This is a genomic window from Bradyrhizobium sp. USDA 4473 (genome assembly GCF_054063335.1).
The window spans coordinates 2,506,889-2,525,286 of sequence record NZ_JBSSGE010000001.1; the positions used below are offsets into that span (position 1 = coordinate 2,506,889).

Below are 18,398 nucleotides of genomic sequence, written 5' to 3' on the forward strand. Positions count from 1 at the left end.
TTTATCTGCTAATTCATATTGTTCATGATGCGGCCATGCGGATGCGCAATCTCGACCTCAATCTGCTGCTGGTGTTCGACGCTGTCATGCGCGAGCGCAGCGTGGTGCGCGCGGCCGGCGCGCTTGCGATCAGCCAGCCCGCCGTGAGCCACGCGCTGAACCGGCTGCGTCACGCGCTGAAAGACCAGCTGTTCGTCCGCACGCCATCCGGCATGCTGCCGACGCCGCGGGCGGAAGCCCTCGCGCTGCCGGTCCGCAAGGCGCTGAGCGAGCTGCAGCTCGCAGTCGAAGGGGATCGCTTCGATCCGGCGCAGGCGGAGCGGCGCTTTGCCATTGCCGTCAACAATTACGCCGCAGTGGTCGTGGCCGGCGCGATTATCGCGGCGGTGCGCGCGCAGGCTCCCAAAGTACGCCTGACGCTGGTGCCGAGCGGGACGCTCAATCTCGCCGACCGGCTCGATCGCGGCGAGCTCGATCTTGCGATCTCGTCGCGCGCGATGGACGGCGAGCGCTTTGCATCCCGCCGGTTGATCGAGGATCGCTTCGTTGCGGTGCTCCGGGCCGGTCATCCGGCGTTGCGCAAGAAGCTGACCGGCGAGACGCTGGTCGAGCTGCCGCATCTTGCAATTACCTCCAGCGGCGAGAGGATCTGGATTTCATCGATGCCTGGCTGCGGGCGCGCAAGGCCGAGCGTACCATCGCCTCCGATGTGCCGTATCTGTCCGCCGGCGCTGTCCTGGTGCAATCGAACATGGTGGCGATCCTCGGCCGCAAGCTCGCGCTCGAATTCCGCCGTGCCTATCCGATCGAGATGCGGGACCTGCCGTTCGATGCATCGAAGCTGCAGAGCGTGATGAGCTGGCACCGCCGCTTCGACGATCTGCCGGCACACCGCTGGCTGAGGGACACGATCGTTGCCGCCACGAGCGGCATTTGACCTCTATCGAGACGATCCGAAGCGATACGCCCGCGCCGATCCCCGGCGCGGGCGTCGTGCAGCTGACCTCTGCTCTTCGTCAGTGACCGACGGGAGCGGGGCCGCCAAGCTTGACCTTGCGCAGGGTCAGCGCCAGCGGGATCGCCGACAGCGCGATCAGCATCAGCACCCAGAACGCGTCCATGTAGGACAGGAACGAGGCTTGGGTCTGCACCTGCTGGCCGATCCACTGGATCGCCTGTTGATGTGCCTGCGCCAGCGCGTTGCCCTGGGCGACGAAGTAGTCGGTGACCTGCTGCAGCGTGTCCTGGTATTGCGGGCTCGACGGCATCACCTGCTCGACCAACCGGCTCTGGTGGAATTGCTCGCGGTGCGTCAGCACGTTGGAGACGAGCGAGACGCCGATCGAACCGCCGGTGTTGCGCGCCGCGTTGATCAGGGCGGAGGCCTGGTCGGTCTTTCCGGCGGGAATGCCGTCATAGGACGCCGTCATGATCGGAATGAAGATCAGCGGCAGGCCGACGCCGATCAGCATGCGCGAGCGCGCCATGAACCAGAATCCGAGATCGCCGTACACATTGGTCATGCTGTACATCGAGGCCGCGATCACCAGCGCGCCGGCGATGATCAGATATTTCGGCTGCACCCTGGAGGCGAGCCGGCCGACCGCGAACATCATCAGCATGGTGACCACGCCGCCGGGCGAGAGCACGAGGCCGGCCCAGGTCGCGGTATAGCCGAAATCCTGCTGCACCAGCTGCGGCAGGAACTGGGTGGTCGCGAGCAGGATGGCGCCGGTCGCCAGCATCACCAGGAAGCAGGCACCGAACTGCCGGCTGGCGACCATCCGCAAATCGATCATCGGATTGCGGCGGGTCATCTCCCACGGGATCATCAGCACGAAAGCGGTGGCGCAGATCGCCGCCGACGTGATGATGAAGGACGATCCGAACCAGTCGTCCTCCAGGCCGCGGTCAAGCGTCACCTCGAGTGCGCCGAGGAAGGTCGCCACCAGCGCGAAGCCGATGACGTCGAAGCCGTTGTCCCGCTGCGGCTCGCTGTCGGCCTTCGCAGTGTTGGCTTTCGCGGTCGCCGGCTCCTGCAGCACCATGGCGATCGCGACAGTCGCGAATAGGCCGACCGGTGCGTTGATCAGAAAGCACCAGTGCCAGGACAGATTGTCGGAGAGCCAGCCGCCGAGCGTCGGGCCGACCACCGGCGCCACCACCACGGCGATGCCAAACACCGCAAACGCCTGTCCGCGCTTGGCCGGCGGGAACGCGTCCGCCAGGATCGACTGCGCCACCGGCACCATGCCGCCGCCGCCGAGACCTTGCAGGATCCGGAACAGCAGCAGCGCGTTCAGATTGGGCGCGAAGCCGCACAGGATCGAACTGACCGTGAAGATGCCGAGGCAGATCAGGAAGAACGTCTTCCGCCCCAGCATCTTGGCGAGAAAGCTCGAGGCGGTCAGGATGATGGCATTGGACACCAGATAGGAGGTGACAACCCAGGAGGCTTCGTCCTCGCTGACGCCCATACCGCCGGCGATATAGGGCAGCGCGACGTTGGCGATGGTGGTGTCGAGCACCTCCATGAAGCTCGCGAGCGCGACCACGATGGCGATCAGCCAGGGATTGACCGTGACGTTCGGAACCGGGAGGCTCTTGGCATCGATTGCTGCTGCACTCATGACAGCCTCCTGGAATCAGAGCTTGCCAAGCCGCTCGAGCAGCGACGGCGATGAATTGATCCGCACCGTCGGCACCACGGACATGCCCGGGCCGAGCGCGACGTCGGTCGGCGGGTTGTCCATCACGATCTTGACCGGCACGCGCTGCACGATCTTGACGTAGTTGCCGGTGGCGTTCTGCGCCGGCAGCAGCGAGAACGCGGTGCCGGAGCCCGGCTGCACGCTCTCGACATGGCCCTGGATGGCGCGGCCGGGATAGGCGTCGATCTTCAGCGTCACGTTCTCGCCCGGGCGCATCTTGTCGAGCTGGATCTCTTTGAAGTTCGCGGTGACCCAGGTCTGGTCGGGCACGAACATCGTCAGGTTGGTGCCGGCCTGCGCGAACTGGCCGACGGCCGCCGACAGGTTGACGACGCGGCCCGGCTGCGCCGCGGTCACCGTGGTGTAGGACAGATTGAGCTTCGCCTGGTCGCGCTGCGCCTCGGCCTGGGCGAGGTTGGCGACCGCGCTCTTGCGCTGCGCCTTCAGCGATTCCACCTGGCGCTGTGCGAGGTTCAGCGTCGCCTGCGCGCTCAAGAGGGACGCCTGCTGCTGATGCAGTTGCGAGGTGTACTGCTCGGAATTCTGTACCGTACCGTAACCGGTCTGCTCCAGGTGCTGGTAGCGCGTCGCCTGCTGTTGCGCGAAGGTCAGCGCCGCCTGCGCCTGATCCACCTGGGCCTGGTTGGCCGCGATCTGCGCCTGCTGCACGTCGAGCTGCGCATCGACATTCTCGATGCTGGCCTGCGCGGCGGCGACCTGTGCCTCGGCCTGCGCCAGTGCCACGCGATAGTCGCGGTCGTCGAGCCGCGCGATCACGTCGCCGGCCGCGACGTGCTGGTTGTCGGTGACTGGAACCGCGGTGATGTAGCCGGAGATCTTCGGCGCCAGCGCGGACTGCCGCGCCGCGATGAAAGCATCATCGGTGGATTCGAAATGCTCGGTGTAGTCCATGTAGAGATAGCCGCCGCCGAGCGTGGCGGCGAGCAGCACGGCGCCAACAGCGGAGACGACCGGACGGCGGCGCAGGAAGCCGCGCTTCTTCGGCGCGGCCTCCGGCGGGATCGTTGCCGGCGGGGCGGGCTCCTTCGCCACCGGGCGCTCCTGCGCGGGAGCCCGCGCGGTCAACTCTGAACTGTCGGGCTCGCGGGAGGGCGCGCCCTCGATACCTTGGTGCCCCTGTTGGTCGCGCTCCAACACAGTGTCTTCGAACATGATGGCTGCTCCTGCAGTTGAGCGAGGTCTGCACGGCCTTCGCAGAAGGGAACGATACCGTTCCGTTCTGTGCGGCATTTAGTCCCGCTGCAGTGCAACGTCAATGGAAACGGAACTGTGCCGTTCTATTTACAACTAGATGTGATGGGCCTATATTGCCTGATGTTGCCGGCCGAACCGGCTCATGGAACCCGGGTCAAGGCGATGACCACCAGCACACTGAAGATGCCGCGGGCGCCCAACACGAAAGTGGCGGCGAGGAAGGCGAGGCCGGTCGAGGTCCGTGCTGGCCGGCCGCCGAAGGAGCTCGCCGGCGAGGTCGATGCGCGTATCCTCGATGCGGCGCGCAAGGTCTTCCTGCAGCGTGGCTTCGAAGGCGCCAGCATCGATGAGATCGCGGACGTCGCGCGCTCCGGCAAGCGCACGATCTATGCGCGCTTCCAGGACAAGCGGGCGCTGTTCACCGAGGTGGTGACGCGGGACATCCTGTCACGTATCGCGGAGTTCAAGGCGGACGCGCCGCTTGGCGTGACGGTGGAGGAGCGCCTCACCAGCGTCGCCTCGACCCTGCTGCATTGGGGGCTCGACGCCGACCGGATCGGCCTGATGCGGCTTGCTATCGCGGAGGCGCATCGCTTCCCGGATCTCGCCGCCACCGTCAATCGCAGGGCGCGCGCGCTCGCCACCGAGCTCGGAATTCACCTGCTGCGCGACCTGACGCAATCCGACGAGCTCGGCAAGTTGCCGGCCTTCGCGCCGGAGCAGCTGCCGACCACGGCGCGCCTGTTCCTCGACATCATCGCGGTGCCGATGCTGATGCGGGCTCTGTACGAAGTCGACCTGAAAGCACTCGACCCCGAGATCGACGAGCATGTCGCGCGCGGCGTCGCGTTCTTCGTTGCCGGATGCAGAAGCGGCTGGGTGGAGAATCCCAAGCAATAGCAGCGTTCAGCCCGGCGCGCGCTCCACGGCGTGACGCAGCCAGACCATGCCGCCTTCCAGCGTCTCGCAATGCGTCAGCCGCAGTGACTGCCCGGCGCCCGGCCGGTCGCCGTCTGGACCGTGATAGTCGACGATGCATTGCGATCCGGCGACGCCGTCGACCGCCGGATGAATCAGCGTGCTGAATTCGTCGATCAGCCCGTGCTTCAGGAAGGCGCCATTGATGCCGCCGCCGCCTTCGAGCAGCAGCGTCTTGGCGCCGAACAGCGCGGCACATTGCGCCATCGCGCCCGGCAGGTCGTCGCCCCTCGGGCCGGCAAAGATGTAGGACGCGCCGTCCTCGCGCAGCTCGGCCAGATGCGCGTCGGAAACCTGCTCGCCGAGCACCGCGACCGCATGGTCGCCGCCGACATTGTCCTTGCCGAAATGCACCCGGCCCGACGGATCGATGCCGATGGCAAGCTTGCGGCCGGCGCGGTTGGCAAGATGTGGCCCGCGCGGCAGCTTCGGCGGGTTGGCGATGTGCCGCTCCGATCCCTTGGCCATCTCGTTCATGGTGACGCGGCCGATGATCCAGCCGTCGGCATTGAAGCCATCATGGATTCGTTCGTAATGGGAGCGCAGCACGTCGGCCGGGATGCCGGCGGCGGCCTTGGTGAAGCGGCTGGGATGAAGCCGGCCGTCGATCGACGTGCCCATGTGGCAGATGATGTGGGGTCGCATAGGCAGAACTCTTCGTTGGGGGATGACAGCGCCGCGGGCGCGGGCAGAGGACGTCCTGATCTAGAGCGCCGCAGGCGCCTTCTCAACGCCGATAGTGCAGCGGTGTTTCAACTTCGCTTGTCCACTAGTCGAACCAGCCGCGCCGCTTGAACCAGAGCACCGGCAGGATGCCACTGGCGATGATCGCGGCGCAGGCCAGCGGATAACCGAAGGTCCAGCCGAGCTCCGGCATCACCTTGAAATTCATGCCCCAGACCCCGACCAGGATGGTCGGGGGAACGCCGACCACGGAGACGATGGTCAGGATCTTGAACAGGTCGTTCTGCTGGATGTTGATGAAGCCGAGCACGGCGTCCAGCAGCAGTTGGATCTTGTCCGACAGCCTGGTCTCGTAGTCACCCAGCGACGCGACATCCTTGGAGACTGCCTCGAGCCGCCGCTTCGATGCCGCGGTGATCCATTCGTTGCCGACATCGTCGGCGAAACTCGCGATCCGGCCGACCCCGAGCAGCACGTCGCGCGCCTTGGCCAGGCGATCAGCTAACTCGCCGATATTCTCCAGCGCCTCGCGTAGCCGGCGGCTGGAGCGCACCGGCCGCTTGCTCCGCACCAGTCCGCCCTTGAACACGGCGCGCGACAGTCGGTCGGTCTTCGCGCCAAGCTGCTCCAGCACGTCGGCGCCGCGATCGATCATGGCCTCGAGCAGCGCGGTGAACACGCACATGCCGTTCTGCAGGCTTTTGTCGGTGTCGATCCGCTTCATCACCTCGTCGAAGGTGGCGAGCGGCGCAAAGCGAACCGTGACCAGCACCTTGGGGCCGATCACGAAGCCGATATTGGTGATCTCGGCCTCGTTGTTCTGGTCGAGCCGCACCGCCGGCGAGCTCAGATAGAGCCGGTCATGATCGGTCACAAGACGGCTGGACGCCTCGATCTGGCCCAATGATTCCTCGGTGGGGATGCGAATGTCGAGCATGCGCTCGACGAACTGCTTTTCATCCGCGGTGGGATCGAGCAGATCGATCCAGATGATGTCGGGCGGCAATTCGGCGCCGATGCCCTGCCAATCAGAGCTCACCGACCTGTACAGTTTCAGCACTTACCGGCTCCATGCATGGGGACTTGCGGCCACGACAATAACGAGGGTCGCAAGCCGGTTCCATGCATGAGCCGGGGCCTGCCCGCCTTCAGCTCCTTGTGCTTGCCGTCTTGTCGAGCGCGGCGCGCAGGCCCTTGGCAAGCTTGATGGCGTCGTCATTGGCCCAGAAATGCATAAAGAACAGGCGCGGCTGTTCATCCAGCATGTGGCTGTGCAGTGCGGTGACCTCGATGCCGTGGGTTCGCAGCGCTGTGATCACCGGGTTCACCTCGTCGTTGGTCAGCACGAAATCGCCAGTGATCGCCGCCTTGCTGCCGCCGGTCGGCTGGAAGTTGATGGCGATCGCAACGCCCATCGGGCCGACCGGCGCCAACGGCATGCCTCCTTCGGTGACCGGATCGCGCCGGGCCACGTTGAACTGATAGACGCCACCATTGGTCTGACCCTTGGCGCCGATGATCTGGTCGAGCTGCGCGGTGTCGAGATCGACGGCCGGTGGCGGTGTTGCCGGCGCCGCGGCCGTGAGCGGCGTCTTGCTTTCGGCGAGCGCATCCCGGATCGCGCCGGCGATCTTCACCGGATCGCCGTGGCCGGCGACATGCATGTAGAAGGTGGCCGGGCTCGCGCCGAGCAAATGATTGTGCACGGCCGTGATCTGCAGGCCGTTGCCGATCATCTTCAGCATGACGGGATTGATCTCGGATTCGAGCAGCACAAGGTCGCCCATCGCCATGACGCCGTCATGCATGGGCTTGAAGGCGACCCATCCGCCGAGCGCCAGCGCCGGCTTGATGGTGACGCCGTTGAGCGTCACCGTGAGGTCGGTCCGCGGAAAGCCGTAGCGATGAACGTCGCCCGAGACGGCCGGCTTCCTGCCCAGGGTGTCATCGACCTTCTGCCAGTCGATGCCTTGGGCATGCGCCGAGGAGACGAACGGCTCGGTGAATATCTGCCAATCGATCTTTTGCGCGCTTCCGCTGGAGGCAAACACGCAGGCGCTGACGCCGATCAGCGCGGAGATTGTGTTTCGCATTAGATTACTCCTTTGAACCCGCATTTGTTGCTTCAGGCTGCCCGCTCTATTCCTTCGAGAGCCCGACGATGGTTCGGAATCCCGCGATGGTCTGCACCGAGATCTCGACGGGATCGCCGAAGCGGACGGCATTGAAGATCAGGCCGTCCTGAACCTTGAACGTTTCGGTCTTGTCCGTAGACACGCGAATCAGCAGCGTGTCGTTGCGTTCGTCGACGCTGTCGACGATGCCTCGCAGCGTCTCGGTTGCCGACGGAAGCATCATCGCCGACTGCAATGCGACGGCCGCTTGCTGTTGCTCACTGTCGTCGGCTGGTGCCGCAAGCGCTGCACCTGTCCAGAGGACGGCGAGGCACAGGACCGCAGTTGTTGTCCTCATGATTTCACTCCATTGCTTGGGTCTTGATGTGTGCCGCGCGGAGATGGGGTCTAGTTCTGCTCTTTGACCTGGCCGCTGCTGTCGATCACCAGCCGCACGGGCTTGCCGTTCTTCATCGCTTTCGCCGTCAGGCCTTCGGCCGTCGACCTGACGTCGCTGACATTGGCGTAGCCGGCGGCCTGGAGTTTCGCGACCAGTTCGTCCTGGGTCAGGGCGTGTGCGGGCATGACGGTGCCCGCGATCGCGAGCGCAAGGATCAGGTGAGAGAGCTTCTGCTTCTGCATGTCTGGTCTCCTGGTTGTGTTGTACTGCCCCAGGTGCTTGTGACGCGCGCTGCCCGGCTCAGATGATGTCTGCCAGCCGCAGCAGCACGCCCGTGACGCAGGACGCGGCAAGGACGCTGAGCATCCCCACATTGAAGCGGAATATCGCGATCGCCGCCGCCGCCGCCAGCGCAAGCGCCGGCCAGTCGATGCTCGCCGGCACCGGCGCGTCGAACGATAGGCCGAACTCGTGCACCGGGACGGTTTGCCGAAACAGCGTATGCAGCGCGAACCAGATCGACAGGTTGAGGATCACGCCGACCACGGCGGCGGTGATCGCCGACAACGCGCCCGCCAGCGCCTTGTTGCCGCGCAGCGCCTCGATGTAGGGCGCGCCGACGAATATCCACAGGAAGCACGGCGTGAACGTCACCCACGTCGCGAGCAGTCCGCCAAGCGTGGCAGCCAGCATCGGCGACAGCCCGCTTGCCTCGCGGAACGCGGCCATGAAGCCCACGAACTGCACCACCATGATCAGCGGGCCGGGCGTGGTCTCGGCCATGCCGAGGCCATCAAGCATCTCGCGCGGGCTGACCCAGTGATAGTATTCCGCGCCCTGTTGCGCGACATACGCGAGCACGGCATAGGCGCCGCCGAACGTCACCATCGCCATCTTGCTGAAGAAGATCGCGATCTGCGTGAACACGTCGCCCGGTCCCAGGACGATCAGCAGGGCGAACACCGGAACCAGCCAGAGCGCGAGCCAGACGGCGCCGACCCGCAGCGTGCGCGATGCGTTGGGACGGACATGATCCGGCACCGCCTCGCCGAGCATGCTGTCGATGGCAGCCGAGCTCTTGCCGCCATGTTCGATGGCCGCAAATTCCGGCCGGCCCAGCCGGGCGCCGATTAGCCCGGTGAGGGCCGCGGCGCCGATGATCAGCGGAAACGGCACGGCGAAGAAAAAGATCGCGACAAAGGCGATCGCCGCGAGCGCGATCATCACCCGGTTGCGCAGCGCGCGTTTGCCGACCCGCACCACCGCCTGGATGACGATGGCAAGCACGGCGGCCTTCAGGCCGAAGAACAGCGCCTCGACAAACCCGACATTGCCATAGGCCGCATAGATATAGCTGAGGCCCATGATGGCGAAGATGCCGGGCAGGATGAACAGCCCGCCGGAAACGATGCCGCCGAGCGTCCGATGCAGCAGCCAGCCGATATAGGTCGCCAGCTGCTGCGCCTCCGGCCCCGGCAGCAGCATGCAGTAGTTGAGGGCGTGCAGGAAACGCCCCTCCGATATCCAGTTCTTCTCCTCGACCAAGATGCGATGCATCACCGCGATCTGGCCTGCCGGTCCGCCAAAGCTCAGGATAGCGACCCGCATCCAGACCAGCAGCGCGTCGTTGAACGAGATGCCGTGCGCGTGCTCTTGTCCGTGCGCCTTCGGTGTCGTTGCGACGTCCGTCATGGCTTCACCTTGCTGGTCGGCCAATTGTGCGTCTCCCTGGTCGCGTCGCGGCACCAGCGATAGAACGCGTCGTAGAGCAGCATGCCGGCGCTCAACTGTTCGAGGTCGTCGTCGAACATGCGCGACAAGCCGAGCGAGGCCGCGAGCAGGCCGGGCGCCTCCGGCGAGAGATCAAGCCGCGCAGTGTCGGCGGCCCGCACCATTGTCGCGAGCCGCTCCAGCGCCGGCGTCGACAGGCCGAACTCCTCGACCATCACGTCGAAGGTGCAACGCTCGCCGCGATGGCTCCAGAACACGTTCTCGATGTCGAACGGCGTGGCCTCGAATCGTTCGGCGACGGCCTCGACTTCCGCTGATGTGACGAACAGGAACACGGCCGCCGGATCGACAAAGCGGCGGATCAGCCATGGACAGGCGATGCGATCGATCTTCGGCCGCGACCGCGTCACCCAGACGGTGCGGCCGCGCCCGTCGCGTTTCGGAATCCTGTTGGCGGGAACGGTTGGGAGTTCCGCCTGTCGCCAGCCGAGATGGCCGCCCTCGAGAATCTCGGCAGCAATGTTGCCGCAGCGGAGCCAGGCAGCGGTGCCTTCGGCAAGCTTCTGCCCCTTCTGGCAGACGACGACAACGGATTGGCCACTGAGGCCGGACGCCCAATCCTGGACGTCGAGATGGGAGTGCCGAATGGCGCCCGGGATCAGGCGCGGGTCGGCGGCGAAATCCTCATCGAGGCGAACGTCGACGAGCACCGGTGCCCTGGTGGTGCCGATGAGACGAGACAATTTTTCGGATGAGATCGATGTGTAAGATGACATGCTGCGCCCTTGGTGAACAGGACGCGATTCTTGGGCATGTCGCCTCGCGGGGAGATCGCACATCCCCGTGCCATCAATAGAAGACCAATGCCGGTTGCTGTCAACCAGCTCTGCTGGATCAACGCATCACCAAGATTTCACCGTTTGCGACAGGAACATGTCGGCGCTCAAATATCCGCTGCTGCGTCACGCATGCCGCCGCGTCGGTCGACAACAATGTTGACTAATATAGGGTACCCCCCTATATTATTTTGATGTCGCACACGATCAAGCACAAGTCCAAGCTCGTCGGCCGGGTTCGCCGCATCAAGGGGCAGCTCGAGGCCGTCGAGCGGGCGCTGGAGTCCGAGATCGGCTGTGCCGACGTATTGATGCTGGTGGCCTCGGTACGCGGCGCCATCAACGGGCTCACCGCGGAATTGCTCGAAGATCACATCCGCCATCACGTGGTGGACCCTGCCCTGGAAAAGGATCCCGAGAAGGCGCAGGGCGCTGCCGACCTGATCGACGTGGTTCGTACCTATTTGAAGTGACGCCCAGCCTGAAGTGAAGCAAATGGCCGATCTGTCCCAGCTGCTGCAGCAAAGCAGCGCGCATGCATGGCTGTTCATCCCCAGCGCGATCCTGCTCGGCGCGCTGCACGGGCTTGAGCCCGGCCACTCCAAGACGATGATGGCGGCCTTCATCATCGCGATCCGCGGCACGGTGGTGCAGGCGGTGCTGCTCGGCCTGGCGGCGACGATCTCGCATACCGCGATCGTCTGGATCGTCGCGCTCGCCGGGTTGCATTTCGGCCAGCAATGGTCCGGCGAGCGCAGCGAAGCCTGGCTGCAACTGGTGTCGGCTGCGATCATCATCGCGATCGCCGCCTGGATGGCGTGGCGGACCTGGCGAGAGCAGACTGCCGATCACGATCATCACCACCATCACGACGAAACCCGCCCATTGATCCTGGCCGGACAATCGCTGTCGCTCGAGGTCTTCGAGAACGGCGTGCCGCCGCGCTGGCGGCTGCGCAGCGAGGCCGGCACGCTGCCGGCGGCCGGCGAGGTCAGTGTCATGACGATCCGCCCCGACGGCAGCGAGCAGTGTTTTCGCTTCGCCGGCCAGGGCGACTATCTCGAAAGCATCGATGAGATTCCGGAGCCGCATGAATTCAAGGCGCGCATCTCGGTGCGGGCGGAGACGGCGGAAGTCCTGTTCAAGGAGCATGACCATGCGCACATGGACCTCGGAGAGGACGGAGCCGATGCGCATGCCCTCGCGCATGCCGCTGACATACGCAAGCGCTTTGCCGGACGCACCGTCACGACATGGCAGATCATCCTGTTCGGCCTGACCGGCGGGCTGATTCCCTGTCCGGCGGCGATCACCGTGTTGCTGCTCTGTCTTCAACTGAAGCAGTTCAGCCTCGGCTTCGTGCTGGTGCTCTGCTTCGGCATCGGGCTTGCGCTGACCATGGTCTCGGTCGGGATTGCGGCCGCGCTCAGTCTCCGTCATGTCGAGCGTCATTGGGGCGGCTTCGGCCGCTTCGCACGGCGCGCACCCTACGTGTCGGCCGCGCTGATCGTGCTGGTCGGCCTCTACACGGGATGGCTGGGGGTGCATGGGGTCATGGCGTGATCTCACGTCGATCTTGAAACCGGCGCGAAGTGGTCTAGAGTCGCCCTTGAGGGGACCAGGCAGACTCCCCGTGAGACTTCGGTCCAAGCTCTGCGCGACTTCAACCGTCGTGGAGCTTCCATATGGACACCGAACAGCACACATCTCCTCGTTCCAGAATCGCGATCCTGTGGCGTGGCGATGCCGTGACGCGCCGCGAGGCGACGCCGCAGAACAGCCGCTTCGTCCGTGTCTTCGAGGCGCTTGCCGCCTCCGGTATCGAGGCGATTCCCGTCGTCTATGACGAGACCTTCGCCGATCTCGTCCGCGACCAATTGCTGACCATGGACGGCGTCCTCGTCTGGGTCGATCCGATCCATCAGGGCAAGACGCGCGCGGCCCTCGATCCGCTGCTGCGCGAGGTCGCAGCGAAACGCCCATGGGTCAGCGCGCATCCCGATGTCATCCTGAAGATGGGCGTCAAGGACGTGCTTTATCGCACGCGTCATCTGGGCTGGGGCGCCGACACGCATCGATACGCCAGCGCGGACGTCTTCCGTGCCGAATTCCCGTCGCGGCTTCGCACGTCCGGGCCGCGTGTGCTCAAGCAGAACCGTGGCAATGGCGGGCAGGGCGTCTGGAAAGTGGAGGCTTCGCCGGATGCGGATGCGACCGTTCGCGTGCTGCATGCGCTGCGCGGCAGCCAGCCTGAGCAGCTGCCGCTGGAGGCGTTCATGGCGCGCTGCGATCAGTATTTCGGCTGGGGCGGCTGCATCATCGACCAGCCGTTCCAACCGCGCCTGCCCGAAGGCATGATCCGCTGCTATGTCAGCGGATCGAAGGTCGCGGGCTTCGGGCATCAATTGATCAAGGCGTTGATCCCGCCGCCTCCGGAAGGCCCTGATTCACCGCAAGCCCAGCCCGGGCCGCGCATCATGGACGGTCCTGATGCCGCGCAATTCCAGGCATTGCGGCGCTTGATGGAGGACGAATGGATTCCGCAAATGATGGCGACGCTGACGATCGATGAAGCATCGCTGCCGGTGATCTGGGATGCGGATTTCCTCTACGGCCCGCGCGATGCTGATGGTGCCGACACTTACGTGCTCTGCGAAATCAACGCCAGCTCGTGCTTCGCGATTCCCGACGAGGCACCGGCCGCGATTGCACGGACAGTGCGGGAGCGGTTTCGCAGGACGATGGAGAGCGAAGCCGGGCGATAGCAGCACGCTGCGAAGCGATGTCTTTAATCCTCAACTGTCATCGCCCGGCTCGACCGGGCGATCCAGTACGCCGCGGCGTCTCGGTTCAGGTACTGCTGTCTCTGGAATACTGGATCATCCGCTTTCGCGGGTGATGACACCGCGTGTTTGACATCTCGAATCGAGATCGATCCTCATCGTCGTCCTGGCGAAAGCCCATTACCCCAAATCTCAATTGTGACCCGACGCTGGGGCCACTATCCCGTTCATCACCGAACGGGGCTTTTATGGCTTTCGCCAGGACGGCGATGGGGAGATTCCTTACGTCGCCTTCACCTGCATCGCCTCCGGCGTATCGGGCTGCGCTGACGGATGTGCCGTGGCGAACGCCGGCAGCGCCATCGCGGTGTCGTGGATGCGTTTTACGGTCGGCCAGGGCGACAGGCTGATCTGCTGGTTGATCGCCGCGGTGACATGGCCGACCAGGCAGATATCGGCGACGGTCGGCGTGTCGCCGTGGCAGAACCGGCCGGTCGCCTTGTGGCCGGCGAGGTGGCCTTCGAGCGCCGCCAGCGTCTCGACCGTCCAGTGCCGCCGCCAGGCAGATTGCTGGCTGTCGCGCAGGTCGAGCTCGCGGTCGAGATAGCGGCGCACCCGCGGGGTCAGCAGCGGATGGCCTTCGCAGGCGACGATCAGCGCAAGTCCGCGCACCCGGGCGCGGCCGCGCGGATCGGACGGCAGCAGCGGCGGGGTCGGAAAAGTCTCGTCGAGATAGTCGATGATCGCGAGCGACTGGAACAGCACGGCGCCGTCGTCGGTCACCAGCGCCGGCAGCGCCATCTGCGGATTGATCTTGCGATAGGCGTCGGCGCGGTGCGCGTCGGCATCGATGTCGACGAACACGATGTCGGCCGGCACGCCCTTGAGGTTGAGCGCAATCCGCACCCGAAAGCTCGCCAGCGATCGCCAGAAGGAGAAGAACTGCATCGGGAATTTCTCTCTGCCCTCAACGAGGCGGCTCGTAGCCCGGATGAAGCGCAAGCGAAAATCCAGGACCGGTCGTCGTTCCGTCGCAGTCTATCCCGGATTGCGCTTCGCTGCATCCGGGCTACGCCATCGTCGATGCCTAGCCCGCGCCGACCTTCTTCTTGCGCCAGGCCAGATGCACGGCACAGGTGCAGCCCTGCGGATGCGAGGCCAGCTCGGCGTCGTTGGCTGGCGTTGCGGCGGGTGCGATCGGCTGGCCCTTGGCGCCGTCCTGCGAGGGGATGTAGTTCAAGACAGGCGCCAGCCAGCGCTCGACCTCGGCGACCGTCATGGCCTTGCGCGCGGCATAGTCCTCGACCTGGTCGCGCTCGATCTTGCCGACGCCGAAATAGAAGCTCTCGGGATGCGAGAAATATAGGCCCGAGACCGACGAGCCCGGCCACATCGCAAAGCTCTCGGTCAGCTTCACGCCGGCGGTATTCTCCGCGTCGAGCAGCGCGAACAGCGTCCGCTTCTCGGTGTGGTCGGGTTGCGCCGGATAGCCGGGCGCCGGGCGGATGCCGTCATACTTCTCGAGGATCAGTTCGTCGGCCGAGAACGTCTCGTCCGGCGCATAGCCCCAGAACTCCTTGCGCACACGCTGGTGCATGCGCTCGGCAAAGGCCTCGGCCAGACGATCGGCCAGCGCCTTGCACAGGATCGAGGAGTAGTCGTCATTGGCGTTCTTGAAGCGGTCGGCGACCGCATCCTCGCCGATCCCCGCGGTGACGACGAAGCCGCCGATATAGTCGGGCACGCCGGTGTCCTTTGGCGCGACGAAGTCGGACAGCGCGGCGTTGAAGCGGCCCTCGCGCTTCTCGAGCTGTTGGCGCAGCGTGTGGAAGGTCGCGATCTTTTGCTTCCGCGTCTCGTCGGCATAGACCTCGACATCGTCGCCGACCGCATTCGCCGGCCAGAAGCCAATGGTGGCGCGCGCGGTGAACCACTTCTCCGCGATGATCTTGTCGAGCATCTTGCGCGCGTCGGCATAGAGCGAGCGCGCGACCTCGCCGACCTTGGGATCGTCGAGGATCGCCGGGAAGCGGCCGGTCAGCTCCCAGGTCTGGAAGAACGGCGTCCAGTCGATGTAGTCCGCGAGCTCGGCGAGATCGTAGGTGTCAAAGCTCTTCAGGCCGAAGAAGGCCGGCTGCTTCGGCGGTGCGGCGGCGAAGTCGATCGCAACCTTGTTGGCGCGCGCTTCAGCGAGCTTCAGCCGCTTCTTGTCGGCCTGGGAGCGGAAATGCGCCGACGAGATCTTCGCGTATTCCGCGCGCACCTCGGCGGCGTAGGCCTGCTTCTTCTCGGCCGACAGCAGCGAGGAGGCGACGCCGACCGCGCGGCTGGCATCATTGACATGCACGACCGGGCCGCCCGGATAGTTCGGGTCGATCTTCACGGCGGTATGCACGCGGCTCGTCGTCGCGCCGCCGATCAAGAGCGGCACGTTCATACCCTGCCGTTCCAGTTCGCCGGCGAGGAAGCTCATCTCGTCGAGCGAGGGCGTGATCAGGCCGGACAGGCCGATGATGTCGGCGCCTTCGGCCTTGGCGGTCTCGATGATCTTGTTGGCGGGCACCATGACACCGAGGTCGATGACCTCGAAATTGTTGCACTGGAGCACGATGCCGACGATGTTCTTGCCGATGTCGTGGACGTCGCCCTTGACGGTCGCGAGCACGATCTTGCCTGCGGCGTTGCGGCCGCCCGGTGATGCCATTGGCGAGGTTGCGCGCCTTCTCCTCCTCCATGAACGGCATTAGATAGGCGACCGCCTGCTTCATCACGCGCGCCGACTTCACGACCTGCGGCAGGAACATCTTGCCGTCGCCGAAGAGGTCGCCGACCACGTTCATGCCGGCCATCAGCGGCCCCTCGATGACGTCGAGCGGACGGGAGGCGTTCTGGCGGGCCGCTTCGGTGTCCTGCTCGATGAATTCGGTGATGCCGTGCACCAGGGCGTGGGACAGCCGCTTCTCGACCGGCCATTCGCGCCAGGCGAGATCCTGCTCCTTGGTCTGCTTCTCCTTGCCGCGGAATTTCTCGGCAAGCGCCAGCAGCCGTTCCGACGCACCGGGATCGCGGTTGAGGATCACGTCCTCGCAGGTCTGGCGCAGTTCGGGGTCGATGTCGTCATAGACGATCATCTGCCCGGCATTGACGATACCCATGTCCATGCCGGCATGGATCGCGTGATACAGGAACACCGAGTGCATCGCCTCGCGCACCGGCTCGTTGCCGCGGAACGAGAACGACAGGTTGGAGACGCCGCCGGAGATGTGGGCGCCGGGCAGGTTCTGCCGGATCCAGCGTGTCGCCTCGATGAAGTCGACGCCGTAATTGTTGTGCTCCTCAAGGCCGGTCGCGATCGCGAAGATGTTCGGATCGAAGATGATGTCCTCGGGCGGGAAGTCGAGCCGGCCGACCAGAATGTCGTAGGCGCGCTTGCTGATCTCGGTCTTGCGCTTGAACGTGTCGGCCTGGCCGGTCTCGTCGAACGCCATCACCACCACGGCCGCACCGTGGCGCTTGGCCACCGTCGCCTCGTGGATGAACTTCTCCTCGCCTTCCTTCAGCGAGATCGAGTTCACGATCGGCTTGCCCTGGATGCACTTCAGGCCGGCCTCGATGACGTGGAATTTCGAGGAATCGACCATCACGGGCACGCGCGCGATGTCGGGCTCGGCGGCGACGAGGTTGAGGAACGTCACCATCGCGCTCTCGGAGTCCAGGAGGCCCTCGTCCATGTTGACGTCGATCACCTGGGCGCCGTTCTCGACCTGGTCGCGCGCGACCTGAAGCGCCGCGGTATAGTCGCCCGCGGTGATCAGCTTGCGGAAGCGGGCCGAGCCGGTGACGTTGGTGCGCTCGCCGACATTCACGAACGGGATCGCATCGGTCAGCGTGAACGGCTCGAGGCCGGACAGCTTGAGCCGCCGCTCGATCTCGGGCACCACGCGCGGTTTGTGCGGGGCGACGGCCCTGGCGATCGCCGCGATATGGTCGGGCGTGGTGCCGCAGCAGCCGCCGACAATGTTGACGAGGCCGGCGGCGGCGAACTCGCCGATCAACCGCGCCATGTAGTCCGGCGTCTCGTCATACTGGCCGAATTCGTTGGGCAGGCCGGCGTTCGGATAGGCGCACACCAGCGTGTCGGCGACGCGGCCGATATCGGCGATATGCGCGCGCAAATCTTCTGCGCCGAGCGCGCAGTTGAAGCCGATGGTGATCGGCCTGGCGTGCCGAACCGAATGCCAGAACGCTTCCGGCAGTTGGCCGGAGAGCAGGCGGCCGGACTTGTCGGTGATGGTGCCGGAAACCATCACCGGCACGTCGATGACGCGCTCCTCGATGATCTCGGCGATCGCATACAGCGCAGCCTTGGCGTTCAGCGTGTCGAAGATGGTCTCGACCAGCAGCAGGTCGGCGCCGCCGTCGAGCAGGCCCTTGGCCTGTTCGCCATAGGCCCTGCGCAGATCGTCGAAGGTCACCGCGCGATAGCCGGGATTGGAGACGTCGGGCGAGATCGAGGCGGTGCGGTTGGTCGGGCCGAGCGCGCCGGCGACGAAGCGCGGCTTGCCGTCCTCGGCGCTGACCCGCTCCGCTGCGATGCGCGCGAGGCGAGCGCCTTGCAGGTTCATCTCATAGGCGAGGTCCGACATGTCGTAGTCGGCCTGCGCGATCGAGGTCGAGGAGAAGGTGTTGGTCGCAACGATGTCGGCGCCGGCGCGCAGATAAGCGGCGTGGATGTCGGTGATCGCCTCGGGCTGGGTCAGGATCAGGAGATCGTTGTTGCCCTTGATGTCGCGATGGAATTCCGCAAAGCGCGCGCCGCGGAAGGCGGCCTCGTCGAATTGCAGGCCCTGGATCATCGTGCCCATGGCGCCGTCGAGCACCAGGATGCGCTCGCGGGCAGCCGCGAGCAAAGCGGTTCGCTTCGCAGAAACAGGAATGGTCATGGA

General features: G+C 65.2%; 15 protein-coding genes and 2 pseudogenes. 6 read left to right on the plus strand and 11 right to left on the minus strand.

The window, feature by feature from the left end:
* Positions 1-86: 86 nt before the first annotated feature.
* Together ACVW17_RS11690 and ACVW17_RS11695 are read left to right on the plus strand one after the other, a co-directional pair.
* Positions 87-578: pseudogene (locus tag ACVW17_RS11690) on the plus strand (LysR family transcriptional regulator); the annotation flags it as partial.
* A gap of 131 nt (positions 579-709) precedes the next feature.
* Positions 710-937 (plus strand): hypothetical protein, encoded by a 228-nt coding sequence (locus tag ACVW17_RS11695; RefSeq protein ID WP_456799033.1) that lies wholly within the window; start codon positions 710-712, stop codon positions 935-937.
* Positions 938-1,016: 79 nt separating this feature from the next.
* Here ACVW17_RS11695 and ACVW17_RS11700 read toward each other — a convergent pair whose 3' ends face one another.
* Together ACVW17_RS11700 and ACVW17_RS11705 are read right to left on the minus strand one after the other, a co-directional pair.
* Positions 1,017-2,630 carry a DHA2 family efflux MFS transporter permease subunit gene (locus tag ACVW17_RS11700; protein ID WP_456797139.1) on the minus strand — a complete coding sequence of 538 codons (1,614 nt, stop codon included), beginning with the start codon at positions 2,628-2,630 and terminating at the stop codon, positions 1,017-1,019.
* Positions 2,631-2,645: 15 nt separating this feature from the next.
* Positions 2,646-3,884, minus strand: a complete 1,239-nt coding sequence (locus ACVW17_RS11705; RefSeq protein ID WP_456797140.1) for an efflux RND transporter periplasmic adaptor subunit — start codon at positions 3,882-3,884, stop codon at positions 2,646-2,648.
* Between the two features lie 204 nt (positions 3,885-4,088).
* Here ACVW17_RS11705 and ACVW17_RS11710 point away from each other — a divergent pair, with 204 nt between their 5' ends.
* Entirely contained in the window at positions 4,089-4,826 is a 738-nt protein-coding gene (locus tag ACVW17_RS11710) for a TetR/AcrR family transcriptional regulator (protein ID WP_456752030.1), read from the plus strand.
* A gap of 6 nt (positions 4,827-4,832) precedes the next feature.
* On the opposite strand, the gene ACVW17_RS11715 is transcribed toward ACVW17_RS11710, so the two are convergent.
* The 7 genes from ACVW17_RS11715 to ACVW17_RS11745 all read right to left on the minus strand — a co-directional run bounded on the left by ACVW17_RS11715 (position 4,833) and on the right by ACVW17_RS11745 (position 10,609).
* The gene (locus tag ACVW17_RS11715) at positions 4,833-5,549 is read right to left on the minus strand and encodes a dihydrofolate reductase family protein (protein WP_456752031.1); all 717 of its coding nucleotides are present in this window, start codon (positions 5,547-5,549) and stop codon (positions 4,833-4,835) included.
* Between the two features lie 124 nt (positions 5,550-5,673).
* Positions 5,674-6,648 carry a magnesium transporter CorA family protein gene (locus ACVW17_RS11720; protein ID WP_456797141.1) on the minus strand — a complete coding sequence of 325 codons (975 nt, stop codon included), beginning with the start codon at positions 6,646-6,648 and terminating at the stop codon, positions 5,674-5,676.
* Positions 6,649-6,736: 88 nt separating this feature from the next.
* Complete coding sequence (locus ACVW17_RS11725) at positions 6,737-7,681, minus strand: DUF1259 domain-containing protein (protein ID WP_456797142.1); 945 nt, start codon at positions 7,679-7,681, stop codon at positions 6,737-6,739.
* A 46-nt stretch (positions 7,682-7,727) separates the two neighbouring features.
* Complete coding sequence (locus ACVW17_RS11730) at positions 7,728-8,060, minus strand: hypothetical protein (protein WP_456797143.1); 333 nt, start codon at positions 8,058-8,060, stop codon at positions 7,728-7,730.
* 50 nt (positions 8,061-8,110) lie between these two features.
* Positions 8,111-8,344, minus strand: coding sequence for a hypothetical protein (locus tag ACVW17_RS11735; protein ID WP_456797144.1), 234 nt, complete (start codon positions 8,342-8,344; stop codon positions 8,111-8,113).
* A 58-nt stretch (positions 8,345-8,402) separates the two neighbouring features.
* Positions 8,403-9,794, minus strand: a complete 1,392-nt coding sequence (chrA, locus tag ACVW17_RS11740) for a chromate efflux transporter (RefSeq protein WP_456752036.1) — start codon at positions 9,792-9,794, stop codon at positions 8,403-8,405.
* Positions 9,791-10,609: a chromate resistance protein ChrB domain-containing protein gene (locus ACVW17_RS11745; RefSeq protein WP_456752037.1), complete on the minus strand. Its 819-nt coding sequence runs from the start codon at positions 10,607-10,609 to the stop codon at positions 9,791-9,793. The genes chrA and ACVW17_RS11745 overlap by 4 nt, the downstream gene beginning before the upstream one ends.
* A 254-nt stretch (positions 10,610-10,863) precedes the next feature.
* On the opposite strand from ACVW17_RS11745, the gene ACVW17_RS11750 reads away from it, so the two are divergent.
* The 3 genes from ACVW17_RS11750 to ACVW17_RS11760 all read left to right on the plus strand — a co-directional run bounded on the left by ACVW17_RS11750 (position 10,864) and on the right by ACVW17_RS11760 (position 13,434).
* Positions 10,864-11,142: a metal/formaldehyde-sensitive transcriptional repressor gene (locus tag ACVW17_RS11750; RefSeq protein ID WP_456752038.1), complete on the plus strand. Its 279-nt coding sequence runs from the start codon at positions 10,864-10,866 to the stop codon at positions 11,140-11,142.
* A gap of 22 nt (positions 11,143-11,164) precedes the next feature.
* Positions 11,165-12,232 (plus strand): nickel/cobalt efflux transporter, encoded by a 1,068-nt coding sequence (locus tag ACVW17_RS11755; RefSeq protein WP_456752039.1) that lies wholly within the window; start codon positions 11,165-11,167, stop codon positions 12,230-12,232.
* A gap of 122 nt (positions 12,233-12,354) precedes the next feature.
* Entirely contained in the window at positions 12,355-13,434 is a 1,080-nt protein-coding gene (locus tag ACVW17_RS11760) for a Cj0069 family protein (RefSeq protein WP_456752040.1), read from the plus strand.
* Between the two features lie 300 nt (positions 13,435-13,734).
* Here ACVW17_RS11760 and maiA read toward each other — a convergent pair whose 3' ends face one another.
* Positions 13,735-14,400, minus strand: a complete 666-nt coding sequence (gene maiA / locus ACVW17_RS11765) for a maleylacetoacetate isomerase (protein WP_456752041.1) — start codon at positions 14,398-14,400, stop codon at positions 13,735-13,737.
* Between the two features lie 139 nt (positions 14,401-14,539).
* Positions 14,540-18,395, minus strand: a pseudogene (gene metH / locus ACVW17_RS11770) (methionine synthase).
* Between the last annotated feature and the right edge of the window lie 3 nt (positions 18,396-18,398).